Below are 16,714 nucleotides of genomic sequence, written 5' to 3' on the forward strand. Positions count from 1 at the left end.
TCCTAATTACTGTTTCCTTGTGTTAAATTTCTTTTAAGTTCATCTTCTAGCCTAGCAATTTCTGCTTGGGCTAAAGTCCTATTTTTCTTACCCTCAATTTGTATATTTCTAACTTCTTCTATTGTAGAAATAAGTTGGTCGTTGGTGTGTTTTATTGTATCTAGGTCTATAATACCACGTTCTGTAGCTTTTGCAGTTTCTATAGTATTTTGTTTTAGGGTATCTGCATTTTTTCTTAAAAGCTCATTAGTTAAATCAGTTACTCTTTGTTGGGTGGCAATGGCTTGGTTAGTATGGTTCATTCCTAAGGCTAAAACCATTTGGTTTTTCCATAGGGGAATGGTATTTACAATGGTAGTTTGGATTTTTTCTGCCATTATTGAGTTTGAAGATTGGACCATCCTAATTTGTGGAGCCATTTGAATAGAAACCATACGGGTTAGGTCTAGGTCGTGGAGCTTTTTTTCAAAACGGTTGGCCTGAGCCTTTAAATCATTTACTTTTTGGGCGTCTAGGGGTAAATTTGATTCTTTAGCTTGTGACTCTAGAGCTGGGATTTCACTTGCATAAGTCTCTTGCAGTTTTCTATTCCCAGCCTCTATATACATGGTGATTTCTTTGTAGTACTCTTCATTTAAATCATACATTTGATCAAGCATGGAGATATCTTTCATAAGTGTTATCTGATGATTTTCCAAAGTCTTTGCTACCTCATCTATATTTTTTTCTGCTGATTGGTAGCGCACTTTTAAATCATCAACCTTATTTACTTGTTTTTTTAAAAATCCTAGGGGACCGGAAGCTTCTTCACGCTCCATATCACGTATGTCCATGACCACAGAATCAAGCAAGCCACCGATTTCTCCAAGGTCCTTATTTCGGACGGTATCTAAAGTTTTTTCTGAAAAGTTTGAAATCTTTTTTTGAGCTCCAGACCCGTATTGGAGAATTATATTTGTATCATCAAGATTAATTTTTTTAGAAAAATCATCTATCATTTTTTCTTCTTCTGGAGAAAATTTTACATTATTTTCTACCAAATCAGGAGTTTCATTGGTTATATTATCTAATTTGCTGTCATTTTCTTCACTAGCACCATCTAGGGTTAATTCTATATCACTCATTCTTTACTCCAATCATCTTCTGTGTAACCTTCTTGGTTTAAAAGTAAATTTATTGTATCAATATCGGTTTTTATATCCATGGCCCTATCTGATAAAAGCTCTACTTTGATTTTATCAAAGGCTTCTCCAATAGTAGTGATTGATTCGTTGATTTGATTCATAGAATTTAGTATTTTACTATCATCTGTACGCATCATTTCAAAATCATAATAGGTTTCTACAAGCTTTGCGGTAGTTGGCAAATAGTAGTCGCCAAATTTATTTAGGGCGTAGGATTTTTCTGGATATTTTTCTACTATATTTAGTATATCTGTAGCATTTTTTAAAAGTTTATCTACATTTGACTTAAAGTTTGCATCATTTATTTTTGCTTGACTTGTCTTTATTTCGTTTATAGCAACTTTGCCTCGGTCAAGAATCTCTCTAGCTCTTTCTAGGCTTAAGTCTTCTACCAAAACTTCATCTTCACTTTCAGTTTTTACCCTAGCTTCAGGAATTTCTTTTTTCTTTTCTTTATAAAGTCTAAAGGTAGGAATATCTAGGATAAATAGTGAATCATCTTCTACTATACGGGCTTGGTGAAAGTATCCGCGTTTCATCATTTTTGTAAGATCTAATACAGTTTTTTCTTCTGTTTGGGCAACGGCACTTGCTAAATCTCTTACAGAAATTACTGTATTATTGCCAAGCTCTCTTAAAAACCTTACATAGTTTTGGCTAAGCCTATAATATTCTTTGGATGCTTTCCAAGAGATATAAGGAAAAGACAAAGTTAGCGCAATTAAAAATAAGCTTATAACAGCTCCTTCAATACCACCAAAAGTAAAGAAGTTAAGTACAGATGCTATTGTAGAAGGTATTAGGATAAGACCTGCTAAAATAGATGCGGCTTGCCAACCTTTTGCTTTGGAAAGCTCTGGTGGTTTTTGCTCGCACACTTCTTTATTTCTAGTTTGAGGTAAGTTTTGGTCTTTATCTTTGCCTTCAGTAAATTTTTTTAAGGTATTATTAACAGAATTTTTAATCGATTCTCCAATTCCATAAAAGTCTATATCACCAAAGTTAAAATCGAAATTGTTTTTATTATCACTCATAAGTACTCCTTATCTTAATGCTATCATACCCTAAATATCAATAAATTTAAAATTAAGTTTAATTTATATTAATTTACTTATCTAAATCAATTATCTTATCAAAGTAGTCTTTAACTTCTGTTAGGCTATCACGGTTACCAAAGGCAACTAGGTTATCTTTTTGCATAGATTTTTCAAATAAGTCCTTGTAGGCCTTTATATCAGAGAGTCTTGCAGTTTTTATTTGGGATAATATTTCTTCTGGATTAGTTGGATTTTCTTTTTTGTATCTGCCATAGTCTTCTTCAGCCAGACTTGATGGAGATTTTGGTCTTAGAATAGATCCCATAGAAGAAATTTGTTGGTTTTCAAAGTCTCTTTCGGTTAGGTCAATATTTTCTGTAAGTCCTCCAATTTTATTAAAGTTTTCCACAGTTTTTAAAATATTTGGGTCACGGTAGGAGTAGGTTGAAAGTAGACCTGATCTATTGGAGGTAATTCCTGCTCCATAAGCCCCACCCTTGGCACGTATTAATTCGTAAAGGTACGGATTTGATAAGATAGAGGTAGCAACTATAAGTTTACCGTCAAAATCTTCTCCAAATTCTTTTATATTAGCTGTTTTTGAAAGATAGTTTACATTTGCATTTGATAAAATAGCTTCCTTATAAAATTGAGGGGTAAATGCTATATCTACCTCTTCTTTTTTAACAGCTAAGTTTACAAATTGTTCATTTATTATTTCTTTCATTTCCTTAAAATCAGCAGGGGAGGCGGTAATATTTACTTCTAAACTGTTGGTAAATATTTTTTTGTAAATAGTATTTATTTTTTCTACGAAACCGTCAAAATCATTCTTAACTTCCTCTATAACTTCCTTTAAAAATAGATATGAACCTATACCGTTTAATTGATCTTTAATCATAGTTGCCTTATCGATATGACTATTTGCTCTGTTCATAGCAAGTATATGGCCTTGGTCATACATGCCTGATTCAAAGTAAGATTTTTTCATTCTTAATAATTCCAAAATTCTTTTTTTATCATCAAATTTGGAGTTAAACATAAAATCAGCCATTAGAGTAAGGCCCTTTTGGCCAGTTTCTATAGTAGATGTAAAGGAAACTTTTTCAAGTCTTGCTATTTTTTCATCATTTACATTTATAAAGCTATTAGAAAAGTTTGGGCTAGTTAGATATTGGAAAAGCACATCATCTATTTCTGTGTATGGCATAGATTCTGTATCAACAGAACCCATAAAGTCATTTATCAGAGTTAAGTATTTTAGTTCTTCTAAATTCAAATGCTTGATATCAAAATATAAGGAAGTATAGATAAGTCCTGCAGTATCTATATCGTGGTAGATGTAGGTAAATTTATCTTCTATAACTTCTCGAGGAGTTTTTTCTACCTCAACTGGTACATCTTCTATATTTAATACAGGAATGGTTGCCTTTTCTTCTTCGCTATCTGCCTTATTTTGGTGAATTTCTAAATTTTTCAAGTTCTCTTTTATAGTAGCCAAATCTTTATCGGTCATTTTTTCGTTTAGATTTGCTATATAATTATCTAGGTTTTTTTGCTTATCAGCTATATAAGTACTACTTGGTCTTGCAAAGTAGATTAGTTTTGTTGAATTTTCTATGAAATTTTCTTTGATGAAATTTTCATAATAATCTGTATTAATTAAATCCCTTAGCTCATCTAGGTAGTCAACTATTTTAAAGGTTTCAAAAATTGGCTCATCAAATTGCCACATTAAAAAATAGGTTAAGCCACGCATAACAGAGATAAGCTGTTCTCTTTGGCCGTATTCAAAAATGGAAAATGCAGCTTTTAAACTTTCTTTATTAATGCCTTGGCTAGCTTCTTTAAAACCATCTTCGATTATTTCTACATATCTCTCAAGCTTTTTCGCATCTGCTTTTTGAGCTTGTAAAATTATAGAATTTCTAACTCCATAGCCAACTCTTGCAGTAAAGTCATCGGGGTCAATTTCTTTATTGATTTGGTTTTTTATTTTTGATGAATCCATATGAAAGAGGGCACTTATTAAGATTAAAAGGGTTAGATAATATTTTGTATCTTGATTTTCCTTAGTTAAAAATCCATACACTAAATAATCACTAGCTTCTTCTTCTGTTAAGGCAGGGTAGCTAGCTTCTATAACTTCCTTATAATAATTATCAGAAACTTTTATATCAAAATTTAAATCTTTGTAGTCATAATTTGATAAGTATTCCTTATCTAAATGCTCTAGGTAAAAGTCTATATCTAGGTCTCCATAAAAATAGATATAGGCATTTGATGGGTGGTAGTGGTTGTCATAAAAATCTAGAAATTCATCATAAGAGATTTTATAAATATCAGCTGGGTCTCCACCAGATTCGTATTCATAAGGGCTGTTTTTATATAGATAAGAAACAAAGTCATCATAAACTATTTCATCAGGATCTGTAAGAGCGCCCTTCATTTCGTTATAAACTACCCCAGAAATACCATCAATTTTGTCATTATCCATTTCATAATGCCAGCCTTCTTGGTCAAGGATTTCTCTTTTGTGGCGGACACTAGGGTTAAAAACAGCGTCCAGATATACATCAGTTAGATTATAAAAATCTTTATCATTTTCACTAGATACTGGATAAACAGTTTTATCTGGGTAGGTCATAGCATTTAAAAAAGTTTGAAGTGAGCTGCTTGCCATATCCATAAATGGCTCACGAGTCTTATATTTTCTTGATCCATTTAAAACTGAATGCTCCATAATGTGGGCCATACCCTTGGAGTTTGTTGGTGGTGTTTTAAATCCTATCCCAAAGGTTTTGTTTTTATCATCATTTGCTACATATACAACTTGGGCCTTTGTTTTATCGTGTTCATACAGATAAACATCGACACCCATTTTTTTATAAGTTTGTTTTTCTTTTAATGTGTAAGTCATAATTCCTCCGTTTTGATAACTATACTACAAGAAAATTTTATCGATATTGGGTAAAATTTATAGTGATAATTTTTTAAGGAGGATTTATGAAAAAAATAAAGACCCAGGAGCTTACTTTAATGGCAATAGCTATTGCTCTAATGGTTATCCTTGGTAGTATTTTATATTTTATAGGTAGGGCTTTGCCTATTCCAGGAGGCAGACTTTTAGCAATGGCTCCAGCCTATAGTTTTATTTTTACAGCAGTTATCTTAAGGACAAAAAGAATTGGGGTTATCTCCTTAATTTCATTTGTATTTGGATTTTTCTTACTAAAATTTTCTATCTTTGGCGTGTTAGCTATATGGGCTAGTGCATTTTTAGCTGATATATTAACCTTTATTCTAATTAGAAAGTATAAATCATATAAGGATATTTATTTAACCGTTCCATTAAATAGCTTTTTTCAAATATGGACCTCATATATTGTAGTAATGTATTTTGTACCTGATTCAAAATTTACTCAAGCGGCACTTTTGCCAACCCTTGGAGTATCTATTTTGATTTACTTTATTAGTATGTACTCATCCAAATATTTTATAAAACTTATGGGACAGAGATCTCTTTTGGGAGATAAGTTTGAAGATAAGCACTTAAAAGCAAATTAGGAAAGTAGGTAAATAATGAAACTTGGAATCCTTGGTTCTGGCAAAATTGTAAAAGAGGTTTTGCCAGTTCTTAATCAAATTGAAAATATAGATGTAGAAGCAATAGCAGCTCGTAACGAAGAAAAGCTACAAAAGATATCTAAAGAATTTAATATAGAAAAATATTATCTAGGTATAGAAGACTTACTAGCTGATCCAAATATTGATACAGTATATGTAGCCTTACCAAATCAGCTGCACTTTGATGCTATGAATAAGGCCATAGAGGCTGGTAAGGATATTATTTGTGAGAAACCTTTTACTTCAAATGCGTATGAAACAGAGCAAATCATAGAAAAAGCTAAAGAAGCTGATGTAATGATAATAGAAGCTATCAGCCACAGATTTATTCCAAATGCCTTAGAAGTTAAGAAAAGAATAAGTGATTTGGGAGATATAAAGATAGTTTCCTTTAACTACTCCCAGTATTCTTCTAGATATGATAAATTTATGGCAGGCAAAATTGAGCCAGTATTTTCTCTAGAAGCTTCCGGTGGAGCTTTAATAGATTTAAATTTATATAATATAGCCTTTGCGGTAGATACCTTTGGTCTGCCAAAGGATGTAAAATATTTTGCAAATATTGATAAAGATATCGATACATCTGGCATAGTTATTTTAGACTATGAAGATTTTAAAATCTCTTGTATAGGATCAAAAGACTCTGCAGCTCCAATGATAAATACTATCCAAGGAACAAAAGCGACTATAGAAATTCCTGATGCTTTAAATAGTTTTGGCAAATTTAACATGGATGTTGTCGGAGCAGATAAAAAAGATTCCTTCCAATTTAATGAAGAAGATAGGTCTAGGTTATATTATGAATTTGTAGCCATAGAAGAGATTTTAAGAAAACGTGATAGAAAAAGAGCGGATGAATTATTAGAGTTAACAAGAAATTATATGGATGTTATAACCAAGGCAAGATTTGATGCAAATATTTTTTACCCGGCTGATAAAATACGTTAAATTTATGATATAATAAATTAGTAAAATCATTTTCATATGAATTTATATATATTTTATTTTTGTGAAAGGAGAGAAGATGGTAGGGATAATACTTGCAAGTCACGGCCATTTTGCCGAAGGTATTAAAGAATCTGCTCAAATGATTTTTGGTGAACAAGAAAAATTTGAAACAGCTATTCTTTTACCAAGCATGGGACCAGATGACTTAAGAAGTGAACTTGAAGCTTGTATAAAAAAAGTGGATAGTGAACAAATTTTATTTCTAGTTGATCTTTGGGGAGGAACTCCCTTTAATCAAACCTCAAACTTACTTGAAGGCCATGAAGAAAACTGGGCTATTGTTGCAGGCATGAACCTTCCTATGGTTATAGAAGCTTTATCAGAAAGATTTACAAGCGAATCTTCCCATGATATCGCCAAAGCAATAGTAGGATCTGCCAGAGAGGGTGTAAAAATAAAGCCTGAGGACTTAAATGAAGTGACAGAAAAAGTTGCTAGCTCAGAAGGTGATGATAAACAAGCCCTAGTTGATGCAAAGAAAGCTTCCGATGGATCCATTCCAGAAGGAACTGTAATTGGAGATGGAGAAATCGATATAGTTCTTGCTCGTATAGATACTAGACTTTTACACGGTCAAGTGGCAACTAGCTGGACTAAAGCTACAAAACCTGACCGCATCATAGTAGTATCTGATGCAGTAAGTAAGGATGAGCTTCGTAAGTCAATGGTAATGGAGGCAGAACCACCAGGAGTAAAAGCTCACGTAGTACCAATTTGGAAAATGAAAGAGATTTTAGATGACCCAAGATTTGGGGCAACACGTGCTATGCTTTTATTTGAAAAACCAGAAGATGTACTAGAATTAATAGAACTAGGTGGCAAGATTGATCATGTAAATATAGGATCAATGGCCTATTCAGAAGGAAAAGTAAACTTAACAACTGCTGTTTCCATGGGTAAATCTGATGTAGAAACCCTAGAAAAACTTAAGGCAAATGGCATTACTTTTGATGTAAGAAAAGTACCTTCTGATAAAAAAGAAAATCTTGATAATATGCTTAAAAAAGCAAAAACAGAATTGAATATGAATTAGGAGAAGAAATGACTGCTATTAATATTATTTTAATCTTTATAGTAGCCTTCCTAGCAGGTTGTGAAGGAGTTCTTGACCAATTCCAATTTCACCAACCATTAGTTGCCTGCACTTTAATCGGTCTTGTAACTGGACACTTAAAAGAAGGTATCATGCTAGGTGGTGCGCTACAAATGTTGGCCCTAGGTTGGTCAAACGTTGGAGCAGCTATAGCTCCAGATGCAGCTTTAGCATCTGTTGCTTCAGCAATTATTATGGCTCTTGCCCTAAATGGGGGAACTACTAATGCCGCAGAAGCTAGAAGTACAGCTATTACTCTAGCAATCCCACTATCAGTAGCTGGTTTATTTTTAACAATGCTTGCAAGAACTATAGCAATTCCTATGGTTCACGCTATGGACTCTGCTGCTGAAACTGCAAACTTTAGAAAAATAGAAAGAATCCACTGGACTGGTGTAGCTATGCAAGGACTTAGAATTGCAATTCCAGCACTTATTTTATGCTTTATTCCAGCAAAAGTAGTTACTGATGCCCTAAATGCTATGCCTGAGTGGTTAAAAGGTGGTATGCAAGTAGGTGGGGGAATGGTTGCAGCTGTAGGTTATGCCATGGTTTTAAATATGATGAGTACCAAAGAAACTTGGCCATTTTTTGCCCTAGGTTTTGTATTAGCTGCTCTTAATGAAATAACTCTAATAGGACTTGGGGTTATAGGTATGGCCCTTGCTCTTATTTACATGAAACTTAAAGGTATTGCCCAAAGCAGTGGAGGATCTGGTTCTAATTCTGGTGACCCACTTGGTGATATTATAAATGATTATTAAGGAGGGATCTTATGACTGATAATAAAAAAGAAAAAGATATAGAAGTTTTTGAAGCAGACTCTGACAAAAAAGTTATAGAAGATCCTGCTATTAAAAAAGAAGAACAAACACAAACAGAAGAAATAAAAGCTGTAAGTGATGACCATGATAGGATAGAGCTTCCTCAAAATGTAAGAAGAAAAGTCTGCAATAGACACCAATTTTTACAAGGAACTTGGAACTTTGAAAGAATGCAAAATGGTGGTTGGGCTTACTCTATGATTCCAGCTATTAAAACTTTATACCATGACGAAGCTAGCCAAGCAGCAGCATTAAAACGTCACTTAGAGTTTTATAACACTCACCCTTATGTTTCTGCTCCAGTTATGGGTGTTACCCTTGCTATGGAAGAAGAAAGAGCAAATGGTACAGCCATCGATGATGCAGCTATCAACGGGGTAAAAGTTGGTATGATGGGACCACTTGCAGGTGTTGGTGACCCAGTATTCTGGTTTACAATTAGACCTATTTTAGGGGCTCTTGGTGCATCCCTAGCTTTAAGTGGTAACCCACTAGGACCTATATTATTTTTCGTAGCTTGGAATATAATTAGGTATTTATTCTTATGGAAGAGTCAAGAAGCAGGCTACAAAGCAGGAAATGAAATTACCAAAGACTTATCAGGCGGACTTTTAGGTAGAGTAACCCTAACAGCTTCAATCCTTGGTATGTTTGTAATAGGTGCCCTTGTACAAAGATGGGTAAGTGTAGACTTCCCTGTAGAAATTACAAGAGTAGCCCAAGATAGCAAAACATTTATTGATTGGGCAAACCTACCAGGTGGATCAGAAGGTATAAAACACGCCTTAGAAATGTATGAAACTTATGGGGCAAATGCCTTTAGTCCAGAAAAAGTTACAACCTTACAAGATAACATAGATATGCTAATCCCAGGTTTAGTACCATTATTATTAACACTTGGTATATCTAAACTTCTTAAAAAAGATGTTTCACCAATTGCAATCATTATTGCCCTATTTATCATTGGTATCGTTGCTAGATACTTTAATATAATGTAATGGTTAGCTCACAAAATAAAAGAGTTGACTTAACTATAAAAGCAAAACATCTCCAGGGCTTTACCAGCTCTGGTGATGTGATGATTGGTGATGAAGCTTTCGAATATTATAACGAAAGAAATCCTAGGGATTATATTCAAATTCCATGGTCAGAAGTAGAGCTTATTACTGCAGAAGTTATTTTTAAAAGAAAAATCCCGAGATTTGCTATCCACACCAAGCAAAATGGAGATTTTATTTTTACAACTGTAGATAATAAAAAGACTCTACGAGCTATAAATAAATATATACCAGGCGATAAGCTTAGAAAATCATTATCTTTTGTAGATTATATTAAGCGTGCCTTTAAAAAATAGAGTGCCAAAAAGGTGCTCTTTTTTTATTTTAAAATGGGTATATATTTTAACAAAGCTTAATTGGAAAACATTTTCTAAAATATGGAAAAAGAAATTAATCTGCTATATAATTAATATATAAGCATTTAAAAAACATATTTTTATAGAAAAATATAAATGTTTTCATAAAGGAGAAATAAGATGAAAAATTATACTACATCCAAAATAAGAAACTTAGCTTTAGTCGGTCACTCAGCAAGTGGTAAAACAAGCCTTGCTGAAGCACTTTTATATAAAACTGGTGCTATTGACAAGAAAGGAAAAGTTGAAGAAGGATCTACAGTTTCAGACTATGAGGCCCAAGAGAAAAAAAGAGGAATCTCAATCCAAACTTCAATTATTCCTGTAGAATTTGAAGACTACAAGATAAACTTTATAGATTCTCCTGGATTTTTTGATTTTGAAGGTGAGGTTTTACAAGCACTTAGAGCAAGTGAGGCTGCACTTTTTGTAATAGATGGAGAAAATGGCATAGAAGTTGGTACAGAAAAATATTGGAAGTATACCCAAGAGATAAACCTGCCATCTATTATTTTTGTAAATAAACTTGATAAGGAAAATGCTCACTTTAACAAGGTTGTATCAGACCTACATATTGAGTTTGGTAAAAAAGTTACACCACTTACCCTTATGCTTGGAGAAGGGGATGAGTTTGAAGGGATCATCGATGTTCTAGATAAAAAAGCCTACACTTATGAAAATGGCGAGAAAAAAGAGGTTGAAATTCCAGAAATACGCCTAGCAGAAGTAGATGCAGTATATGAAGAAATCATAGAAGCTGTAGCAGAAACTGATGATTCCCTAATGGAAAAATTCTTTGAAGGAGAAGAATTTTCTGAAAGTGAATTTAGGAAGGGTCTTACAGAAGCTATCCTAGAAGGAACTGTAGTTCCACTAATTGCAGGATCTAGCGAAAAAGAAATAGGCCTTACCCAGCTTTTAGAAGTAATTACGAGATATATGCCTTCAATCGATGATGAGGTTGCAAATATTGGTTTTAGAGTAAAAGATGGTTATGAAGCCTTTGAACCAAAAGAAGATGCACCATTCTCTGCAGTGGTATTTAAAACTCTAGCTGACCCATTTGTGGGAAAAATTTCCATGTTTAAAGTTTTATCAGGCTCAGTTTCAAAAGATGATAAAATTTTAGATGTTGCAAAAAATAAAGAAGTAAAAGCATCCAACTTATTTTACCTAAGAGGTAAAGAACAAATTAAAACTGACAAGGTTGTAGCAGGAGACATAAGTGCTTTTACAAAACTAGATGAGCTTTCAACAGGGGACACCCTTGCAACGGCTTCTAATAAAATAGAATATAAGCAAATTAAATATCCAAAACCAGTTTTATTCTATGCTATAAATGCAGTTAGCAAAAACGATGAGGATAAGATTTCTGAAGCGTTACAAAGATTAATTGAAGAAGACCCAACCTTTAAAGATGAAAGAAATACAGAAACCCACCAGCAAATATTATCTGGTCTTGGCAATGTCCAGCTAGAAGTAATTATGGATAAACTTCGTGACAACTACGGAGTAAATACAGAAGTTGTAGATTACAAAATTCCTTATAGGGAAACTATAAAAGGTAATTCTGATGTCCAAGGTAAGCATAAAAAACAATCTGGTGGTGCTGGCCAATATGGAGATGTATTTATCAGATTTGAGCCTACTGATGAAGATTTTATATTTGATGAAGAAGTATTTGGTGGTGCAGTTCCTAAAAACTACTTCCCAGCAGTAGAAAAAGGGCTAGAAGAATCTCTATTAGAAGGGCCATTAGCTGGATTTAAAGTAACAGGTATTAAGGCAACTTTATATGATGGATCTTACCACCCAGTTGATAGTAACGAACAAGCCTTCAAATCCGCTGCAAGAATCGCCTTTAAAAAGGGTATAGAAGAAGCAGACCCAATACTTTTAGAACCAGTTATGAAACTTGAAATTAGAGTTCCAGAAACACACATGGGTGATATCATGGGGGATATGAATAAGCGTCGCGGCAGAATATTAGGTATGGATCCACAAGCAGATGGTAGCCAAATAATTATTGCCGAAGCACCACTTGCAGAAGTTTTAACCTATGCTATTGATTTAAGAAGCCAAACCTCAGCAAGAGGATCATTCTCCATGGATTTTGAAAGATATGAAGAAGTACCAAAAGAGATTACACAAAAAGTTATAGAAGCACATAAAGAATAAGTTATTAGGAGGAGCGTATGGCAAAGTGGGAGATATTAAACATTGACCCTTGGATAAAGGATTATGAAGATGATATAAATCTAAGAATGAGCGAGTATGAAAAAGCAAAAAAAAGACTCATAGGAGATAACCAAACCCTCTCTGACTTTGCCAATGCCCACCATTATTATGGCTTTCATAAAACTAAAACGGGCTGGATTTATAGAGAATGGGCGCCAAATGCAGATGGCCTTTACCTAATCGGTGACTTTAACGAATGGGATAGGCATGCCCACCCTATGAAAAAAATAAATGATGAAGACTGGGAAATATCTATAAAAGGTATTAAAACTATCCCACACGGGTCCCGCTTAAAAGTTTTAGTAGATGCCAATGGCAAGATTTCTGATAGGATTCCTCTTTTTGCCAAAAGAGTAGAAAGAGATGAGAATGGAGACTTTGCTGCTATTATGTACAATCCTCGCTCTAAATTTAAATGGAGTGATGATGATTTTAAAATAAAAAATGATGATTTATTAATATATGAAGCTCACATAGGCATGGCAGGAGAAGAGGGCAAGGTTTCTACTTATAAAGAATTTGAAAAAAATATTTTGCCAAGGATAAAAAAAGCAGGATATAATACTGTTCAACTAATGGCTATAGCTGAGCATCCATACTATGGGTCCTTTGGCTATCAAGTAAGCAATTTTTATGCACCTAGTTCCTGGTATGGAGAGATTAACGATTTAAAATCACTTGTAAATACTGCTCACGAAATGGGATTAAATGTGATTATGGACTTAGTCCATTCCCATGCGGTGAAAAATACAATCGAGGGTATCAACGAATTTGACGGTACAGACTATCAATTTTTCCACACAGGAAACAAGGGAGAACATCCAGATTGGGATAGTAAATTATTTGACTATGCCAAACCTGGAGTAGCCCATTTCTTACTTTCAAATGTAAAATATTGGCTAGAAGAATTTCACTTTGATGGCTTTAGATTTGATGGGGTTACATCAATGATTTATAAAAACCACGGTCGTGGAGTAAGTTTTGACAACTATGATAAATATTTTTCTATGAATACAGATATAGAAGCGATAAATTATTTGCAAATGGCCAACGAATTAGCCCGTGAAGTAAAAGAGGATGTAATTACCATTGCAGAAGATATGTCCGCTATGCCAGGTATGTGCCTGCCAATATCTCAAGGTGGGATTGGTTTTGATTACAGACTTGCTATGGGTATGCCAGATTTTTGGGAAAGAACTTTAAAAAAACGCGATGAAGATTGGGATTTATCAAATATGTGGTATGAATTATCCACCCATCGCCCAGAAGAAAAGCGCATTGCCTATGTAGAAAGCCACGACCAAGCCTTGGTTGGATCAAAAACTACAATATTTACTTTAGCTGATCAAGAAATGTATTGGCACATGAATAAGGATGATGATCATTATATAGTAGAAAGAGCTATTGAACTTCACAAAATGATAAGGTGGATTACTATTTCTATGGGCTCAGATGGTTATTTAAATTTTATGGGCAATGAATTTGGCCATCCAGAGTGGATAGATTTCCCAAGAGAAGGAAACGGATATTCTTTCGATTATGCCAAACGTCAATGGTCTTTATTAGAAAATGACAATTTAAAATACCAATACCTAGCAAAATTTGATAAAAAAATGCTAGATTTTACCAAAGATAATAACCAGTTAGGCAATAGAATTTTTAGGTTGTGGATAGACAATGATAGAAAAGTAATAGCCTATAGAAATAAAGATGTAGTTTATATCTTTAACTTCCATCCTACAAATTCCTACGATTCATTTGCTGTGCCAATTCATGACACAGGCAAATTTAAAGTTTCTATGGATACTGACCAAGTGAAATTTGGCGGTAAGGGCCGAATATCCCACGACTATATCTACCATACAGAAAGATTAGCTGGCACAGATTATGATGGTATTAAAATTTACATCCCAGCAAGAACAGCTCTAGCCCTACAAAGGATTGAAGAATGAAAATACTTTGCTTAGGAGATTCTTATACAGAAGGATATTTGGTAGATAAAAATTATACGGATTATCTAAAAGATAAAGGTCATGAAATTATAAATTTAGGGATAAATGGAGATAGAACTAGCGGTATGCTAGAAAGATTTAAGCCTATTGCTTGTGATATTCAAATCACCTTTGGTGGAACCAACGATACCTTTGACAGAGTAAGTCCTGAAGAAATTTTTGCCAATATAAAAGATATTTTAGATAAATCATTGGCTGATAAAAATATAGTAATTATCCCACCGCTTATGGAAGCGGATGAATCTTATCCTAGGTATAAGGAAATAAATCAAACTATAAATGACTATGGTAGATTGGCCAAATCATCAGATATAACAGTGATAGATGCTAGGAAAATAAAGCCTTCTTATATAGATGGCTTTCATATGAGAGAAGACTTCCATAAAGACCTAGCAAATGAAATATTAAAAGTCCTTTAAAGTGCAAGAATTAATTTTCTTGTGCTTTTTTATGGAAAAAATCAAAATCCCTTATAAAATATATAGTATATATAGAAAACAAGGAGGAATAATGCCAGACATTAATGTAAACCAAATAACAAAGACTAATATCTTAAAAGATATTATAATTATATTAATAATTTTGGTTCTAAGTAAAATCTTACTAGAAGCCATGTCTCATTTTATAAACAAGGCTTTTTCTAATAAAATGGATGAAGATGGCTACAGAAAAGTAAGAATTGAAACCCTAAGTAAAAATCTATACACAGTTATTCGCTTTATAATAGGTTTTATAATTGCAATGATAGTAATGGACATGCTAGGAATAAATACTAGGTCTATTATTGCAACAGCAGGAATAGGTGGGGTAGCTATTGCTTTTGGTGCTCAAACTCTTGTAAAAGATATAGTTACCGGGGTAATCATCGTAGTAGATGACACTTTTAGAGTAGGAGACTGGATAATAGCAGGTGGAGTAGAAGGAACGGTAGAAACATTAGGTATGCGCCATACAAAGATAAGAGATTATGACGGATCTCTACACACTATTCCAAACTCACAAATAACCACTGTCCAAAACCTAAACAGTGGACCAATGAGATTTGATTGCAATATATATCTATCTTATGATGTGCCTTATGAGGAAGTTTTAGATATTGTAGATTCAGTAGCAAAAAAATTAAAAGCAGATGATAAGCTTAGCAAATACCTTATAGAAGATGTAAGTTTATTTGGAATTATGGAAATACGAGAATCATCCTATATAGCAAGAACAACGGCAGTAGCGGTGCCAGGCCACCAATGGGAACTAGGTAGAAAAGAAAGAAAACTAATAATAGATGAAATCTACCATAGAGATTTAAACCCAAGTATCCAAGTGGTAGCAATAGCAAATGGAAAGGACTCAAATGAAGAAATATAAGCAAGGAGATATCATAACCTTAAAAAAAGGTCATCCATGTGGAGAAAATAAATGGGAAATAGAACGTATGGGAGCAGACATGAAGATAAAGTGCCTAGGATGCGATAAATCTATTTGGTTAAAACGCATAGACTTTGATAAAAAGATTAGAAAAATAGAAGATAAGAACGGCAAGATGGTTTCAATAGTAAACTATAATCCAGAAGAGGATTAATTTTTTTAAAAAAAGTATTGACATAAAATTTATGTTCTGTATAATAGAAAAAGTCGACACCGAAAAGCTTTCGAGAAAGACTTAAAAATAATTTAAAAAAAACTCTTGACAAGCAATCAAAAAGGTGATAGACTATATAAAGTCGATACAGTTAATTTGTAAATGTTCAGTAAACTTTTTGTAAAAAACTTATAAAAAGTGTTGACAAGATAAAAATTAAATGGTAGACTAATAAAGTCGTTACAAACAAACGACAATATGAACCGGATGTTAAATATAACATCTAAAATGAAATTTAATATCAATGATTATGTAAAATAAAAAAACATAATCAACCTATCAATAAATAACAATAAGTTATTGACAACTTTAACCAAGTTGATTTCTTTAAGGATGATTAAAATAAATCACGCATTGATTTTAAGATCAGTGTAAATGAAATAGAGTCAGAAGCAGGCCTGTCCGGCCAATAGAGGACCCTCCACGGAGTGGTCGCAGGACAGAGTCCGAGAAAGACTTTTATGAATTAAACTTTAATCTACTATTAATGTTAGTAGTAAAAAATATTTTTCATGAGAGTTTGATCCTGGCTCAGGATTAACGCTGGCGGCGTGCATAACACATGCAAGTCGAACGATGAAACTTAAAAGATTTCTTCGGAATGAACTTAAGTGGATTAGTGGCGGACGGGTGAGTAACGC

General features: G+C 33.4%; 14 protein-coding genes and 1 rRNA gene. 12 read left to right on the plus strand and 3 right to left on the minus strand.

Annotated elements, in window-relative coordinates:
- Positions 1-2 precede the first annotated feature (2 nt).
- The 3 genes from ACCQ40_RS03080 to ACCQ40_RS03090 all read right to left on the minus strand — a co-directional run bounded on the left by ACCQ40_RS03080 (position 3) and on the right by ACCQ40_RS03090 (position 5,141).
- Positions 3-1,124: a toxic anion resistance protein gene (locus ACCQ40_RS03080; protein ID WP_410032567.1), complete on the minus strand. Its 1,122-nt coding sequence runs from the start codon at positions 1,122-1,124 to the stop codon at positions 3-5.
- Positions 1,121-2,218, minus strand: coding sequence for a 5-bromo-4-chloroindolyl phosphate hydrolysis family protein (locus ACCQ40_RS03085; protein WP_410032568.1), 1,098 nt, complete (start codon positions 2,216-2,218; stop codon positions 1,121-1,123). The genes ACCQ40_RS03080 and ACCQ40_RS03085 overlap by 4 nt, the downstream gene beginning before the upstream one ends.
- A 73-nt stretch (positions 2,219-2,291) precedes the next feature.
- Positions 2,292-5,141 (minus strand): insulinase family protein, encoded by a 2,850-nt coding sequence (locus tag ACCQ40_RS03090; RefSeq protein ID WP_410032569.1) that lies wholly within the window; start codon positions 5,139-5,141, stop codon positions 2,292-2,294.
- An 86-nt stretch (positions 5,142-5,227) separates the two neighbouring features.
- Here ACCQ40_RS03090 and ACCQ40_RS03095 point away from each other — a divergent pair, with 86 nt between their 5' ends.
- From ACCQ40_RS03095 to ACCQ40_RS03150, 12 genes are all read left to right on the plus strand, one after another.
- Positions 5,228-5,788, plus strand: a complete 561-nt coding sequence (locus ACCQ40_RS03095) for a hypothetical protein (protein ID WP_394019073.1) — start codon at positions 5,228-5,230, stop codon at positions 5,786-5,788.
- A 15-nt stretch (positions 5,789-5,803) separates the two neighbouring features.
- Complete coding sequence (locus ACCQ40_RS03100; protein ID WP_410032570.1) at positions 5,804-6,796, plus strand: Gfo/Idh/MocA family protein; 993 nt, start codon at positions 5,804-5,806, stop codon at positions 6,794-6,796.
- A 76-nt stretch (positions 6,797-6,872) separates the two neighbouring features.
- Entirely contained in the window at positions 6,873-7,889 is a 1,017-nt protein-coding gene (locus tag ACCQ40_RS03105; RefSeq protein WP_394019069.1) for a PTS sugar transporter subunit IIB, read from the plus strand.
- An 8-nt stretch (positions 7,890-7,897) separates the two neighbouring features.
- Positions 7,898-8,713, plus strand: a complete 816-nt coding sequence (locus ACCQ40_RS03110; protein ID WP_394019067.1) for a PTS mannose/fructose/sorbose transporter subunit IIC — start codon at positions 7,898-7,900, stop codon at positions 8,711-8,713.
- 11 nt (positions 8,714-8,724) lie between these two features.
- Positions 8,725-9,771 carry a PTS system mannose/fructose/sorbose family transporter subunit IID gene (locus ACCQ40_RS03115; RefSeq protein WP_410032571.1) on the plus strand — a complete coding sequence of 349 codons (1,047 nt, stop codon included), beginning with the start codon at positions 8,725-8,727 and terminating at the stop codon, positions 9,769-9,771.
- Complete coding sequence (locus ACCQ40_RS03120; protein ID WP_410032572.1) at positions 9,771-10,127, plus strand: DUF956 family protein; 357 nt, start codon at positions 9,771-9,773, stop codon at positions 10,125-10,127. Before ACCQ40_RS03115 ends, ACCQ40_RS03120 begins: the two co-directional genes overlap by 1 nt.
- A gap of 180 nt (positions 10,128-10,307) precedes the next feature.
- On the plus strand, positions 10,308-12,365 hold the full coding sequence (gene fusA, locus ACCQ40_RS03125) for an elongation factor G (RefSeq protein WP_410032573.1): 2,058 nt from the start codon (positions 10,308-10,310) through the stop codon (positions 12,363-12,365).
- 17 nt (positions 12,366-12,382) lie between these two features.
- Entirely contained in the window at positions 12,383-14,377 is a 1,995-nt protein-coding gene (locus tag ACCQ40_RS03130; protein ID WP_410032574.1) for an alpha-amylase family glycosyl hydrolase, read from the plus strand.
- Positions 14,374-14,856, plus strand: coding sequence for an SGNH/GDSL hydrolase family protein (locus ACCQ40_RS03135; RefSeq protein WP_410032575.1), 483 nt, complete (start codon positions 14,374-14,376; stop codon positions 14,854-14,856). The genes ACCQ40_RS03130 and ACCQ40_RS03135 overlap by 4 nt, the downstream gene beginning before the upstream one ends.
- A gap of 91 nt (positions 14,857-14,947) precedes the next feature.
- Complete coding sequence (locus ACCQ40_RS03140; protein ID WP_410032576.1) at positions 14,948-15,799, plus strand: mechanosensitive ion channel family protein; 852 nt, start codon at positions 14,948-14,950, stop codon at positions 15,797-15,799.
- The gene (locus ACCQ40_RS03145) at positions 15,786-16,013 is read left to right on the plus strand and encodes a DUF951 domain-containing protein (protein WP_410032577.1); all 228 of its coding nucleotides are present in this window, start codon (positions 15,786-15,788) and stop codon (positions 16,011-16,013) included. Before ACCQ40_RS03140 ends, ACCQ40_RS03145 begins: the two co-directional genes overlap by 14 nt.
- Positions 16,014-16,581: 568 nt before the next feature.
- A 16S ribosomal RNA gene (locus ACCQ40_RS03150) occupies positions 16,582-16,714 on the plus strand; the annotation flags it as partial.

Origin of the sequence: Anaerococcus cruorum (assembly GCF_046365495.1) — a bacterium.
Lineage (GTDB): Bacteria > Bacillota > Clostridia > Tissierellales > Peptoniphilaceae > Anaerococcus > Anaerococcus cruorum.

Bases quoted from the DNA above. Each gene is read 5' to 3' on its own strand.
- ACCQ40_RS03135 (WP_410032575.1), top strand. From the start codon at position 14,374: ATGAAAATACTTTGCTTAGGAGATTCTTATACAGAAGGATATTTGGTA.
- ACCQ40_RS03095 (WP_394019073.1), top strand. From the start codon at position 5,228: ATGAAAAAAATAAAGACCCAGGAGCTTACTTTAATGGCAATAGCTATT.
- fusA (WP_410032573.1), top strand. From the start codon at position 10,308: ATGAAAAATTATACTACATCCAAAATAAGAAACTTAGCTTTAGTCGGT.
- ACCQ40_RS03145 (WP_410032577.1), top strand. From the start codon at position 15,786: ATGAAGAAATATAAGCAAGGAGATATCATAACCTTAAAAAAAGGTCAT.
- ACCQ40_RS03105 (WP_394019069.1), top strand. From the start codon at position 6,873: ATGGTAGGGATAATACTTGCAAGTCACGGCCATTTTGCCGAAGGTATT.
- ACCQ40_RS03130 (WP_410032574.1), top strand. From the start codon at position 12,383: ATGGCAAAGTGGGAGATATTAAACATTGACCCTTGGATAAAGGATTAT.
- ACCQ40_RS03100 (WP_410032570.1), top strand. From the start codon at position 5,804: ATGAAACTTGGAATCCTTGGTTCTGGCAAAATTGTAAAAGAGGTTTTG.
- ACCQ40_RS03085 (WP_410032568.1), bottom strand. From the start codon at position 2,218: ATGAGTGATAATAAAAACAATTTCGATTTTAACTTTGGTGATATAGAC.
- ACCQ40_RS03115 (WP_410032571.1), top strand. From the start codon at position 8,725: ATGACTGATAATAAAAAAGAAAAAGATATAGAAGTTTTTGAAGCAGAC.
- ACCQ40_RS03080 (WP_410032567.1), bottom strand. From the start codon at position 1,124: ATGAGTGATATAGAATTAACCCTAGATGGTGCTAGTGAAGAAAATGAC.
- ACCQ40_RS03110 (WP_394019067.1), top strand. From the start codon at position 7,898: ATGACTGCTATTAATATTATTTTAATCTTTATAGTAGCCTTCCTAGCA.
- ACCQ40_RS03120 (WP_410032572.1), top strand. From the start codon at position 9,771: ATGGTTAGCTCACAAAATAAAAGAGTTGACTTAACTATAAAAGCAAAA.
- ACCQ40_RS03140 (WP_410032576.1), top strand. From the start codon at position 14,948: ATGCCAGACATTAATGTAAACCAAATAACAAAGACTAATATCTTAAAA.
- ACCQ40_RS03090 (WP_410032569.1), bottom strand. From the start codon at position 5,141: ATGACTTACACATTAAAAGAAAAACAAACTTATAAAAAAATGGGTGTC.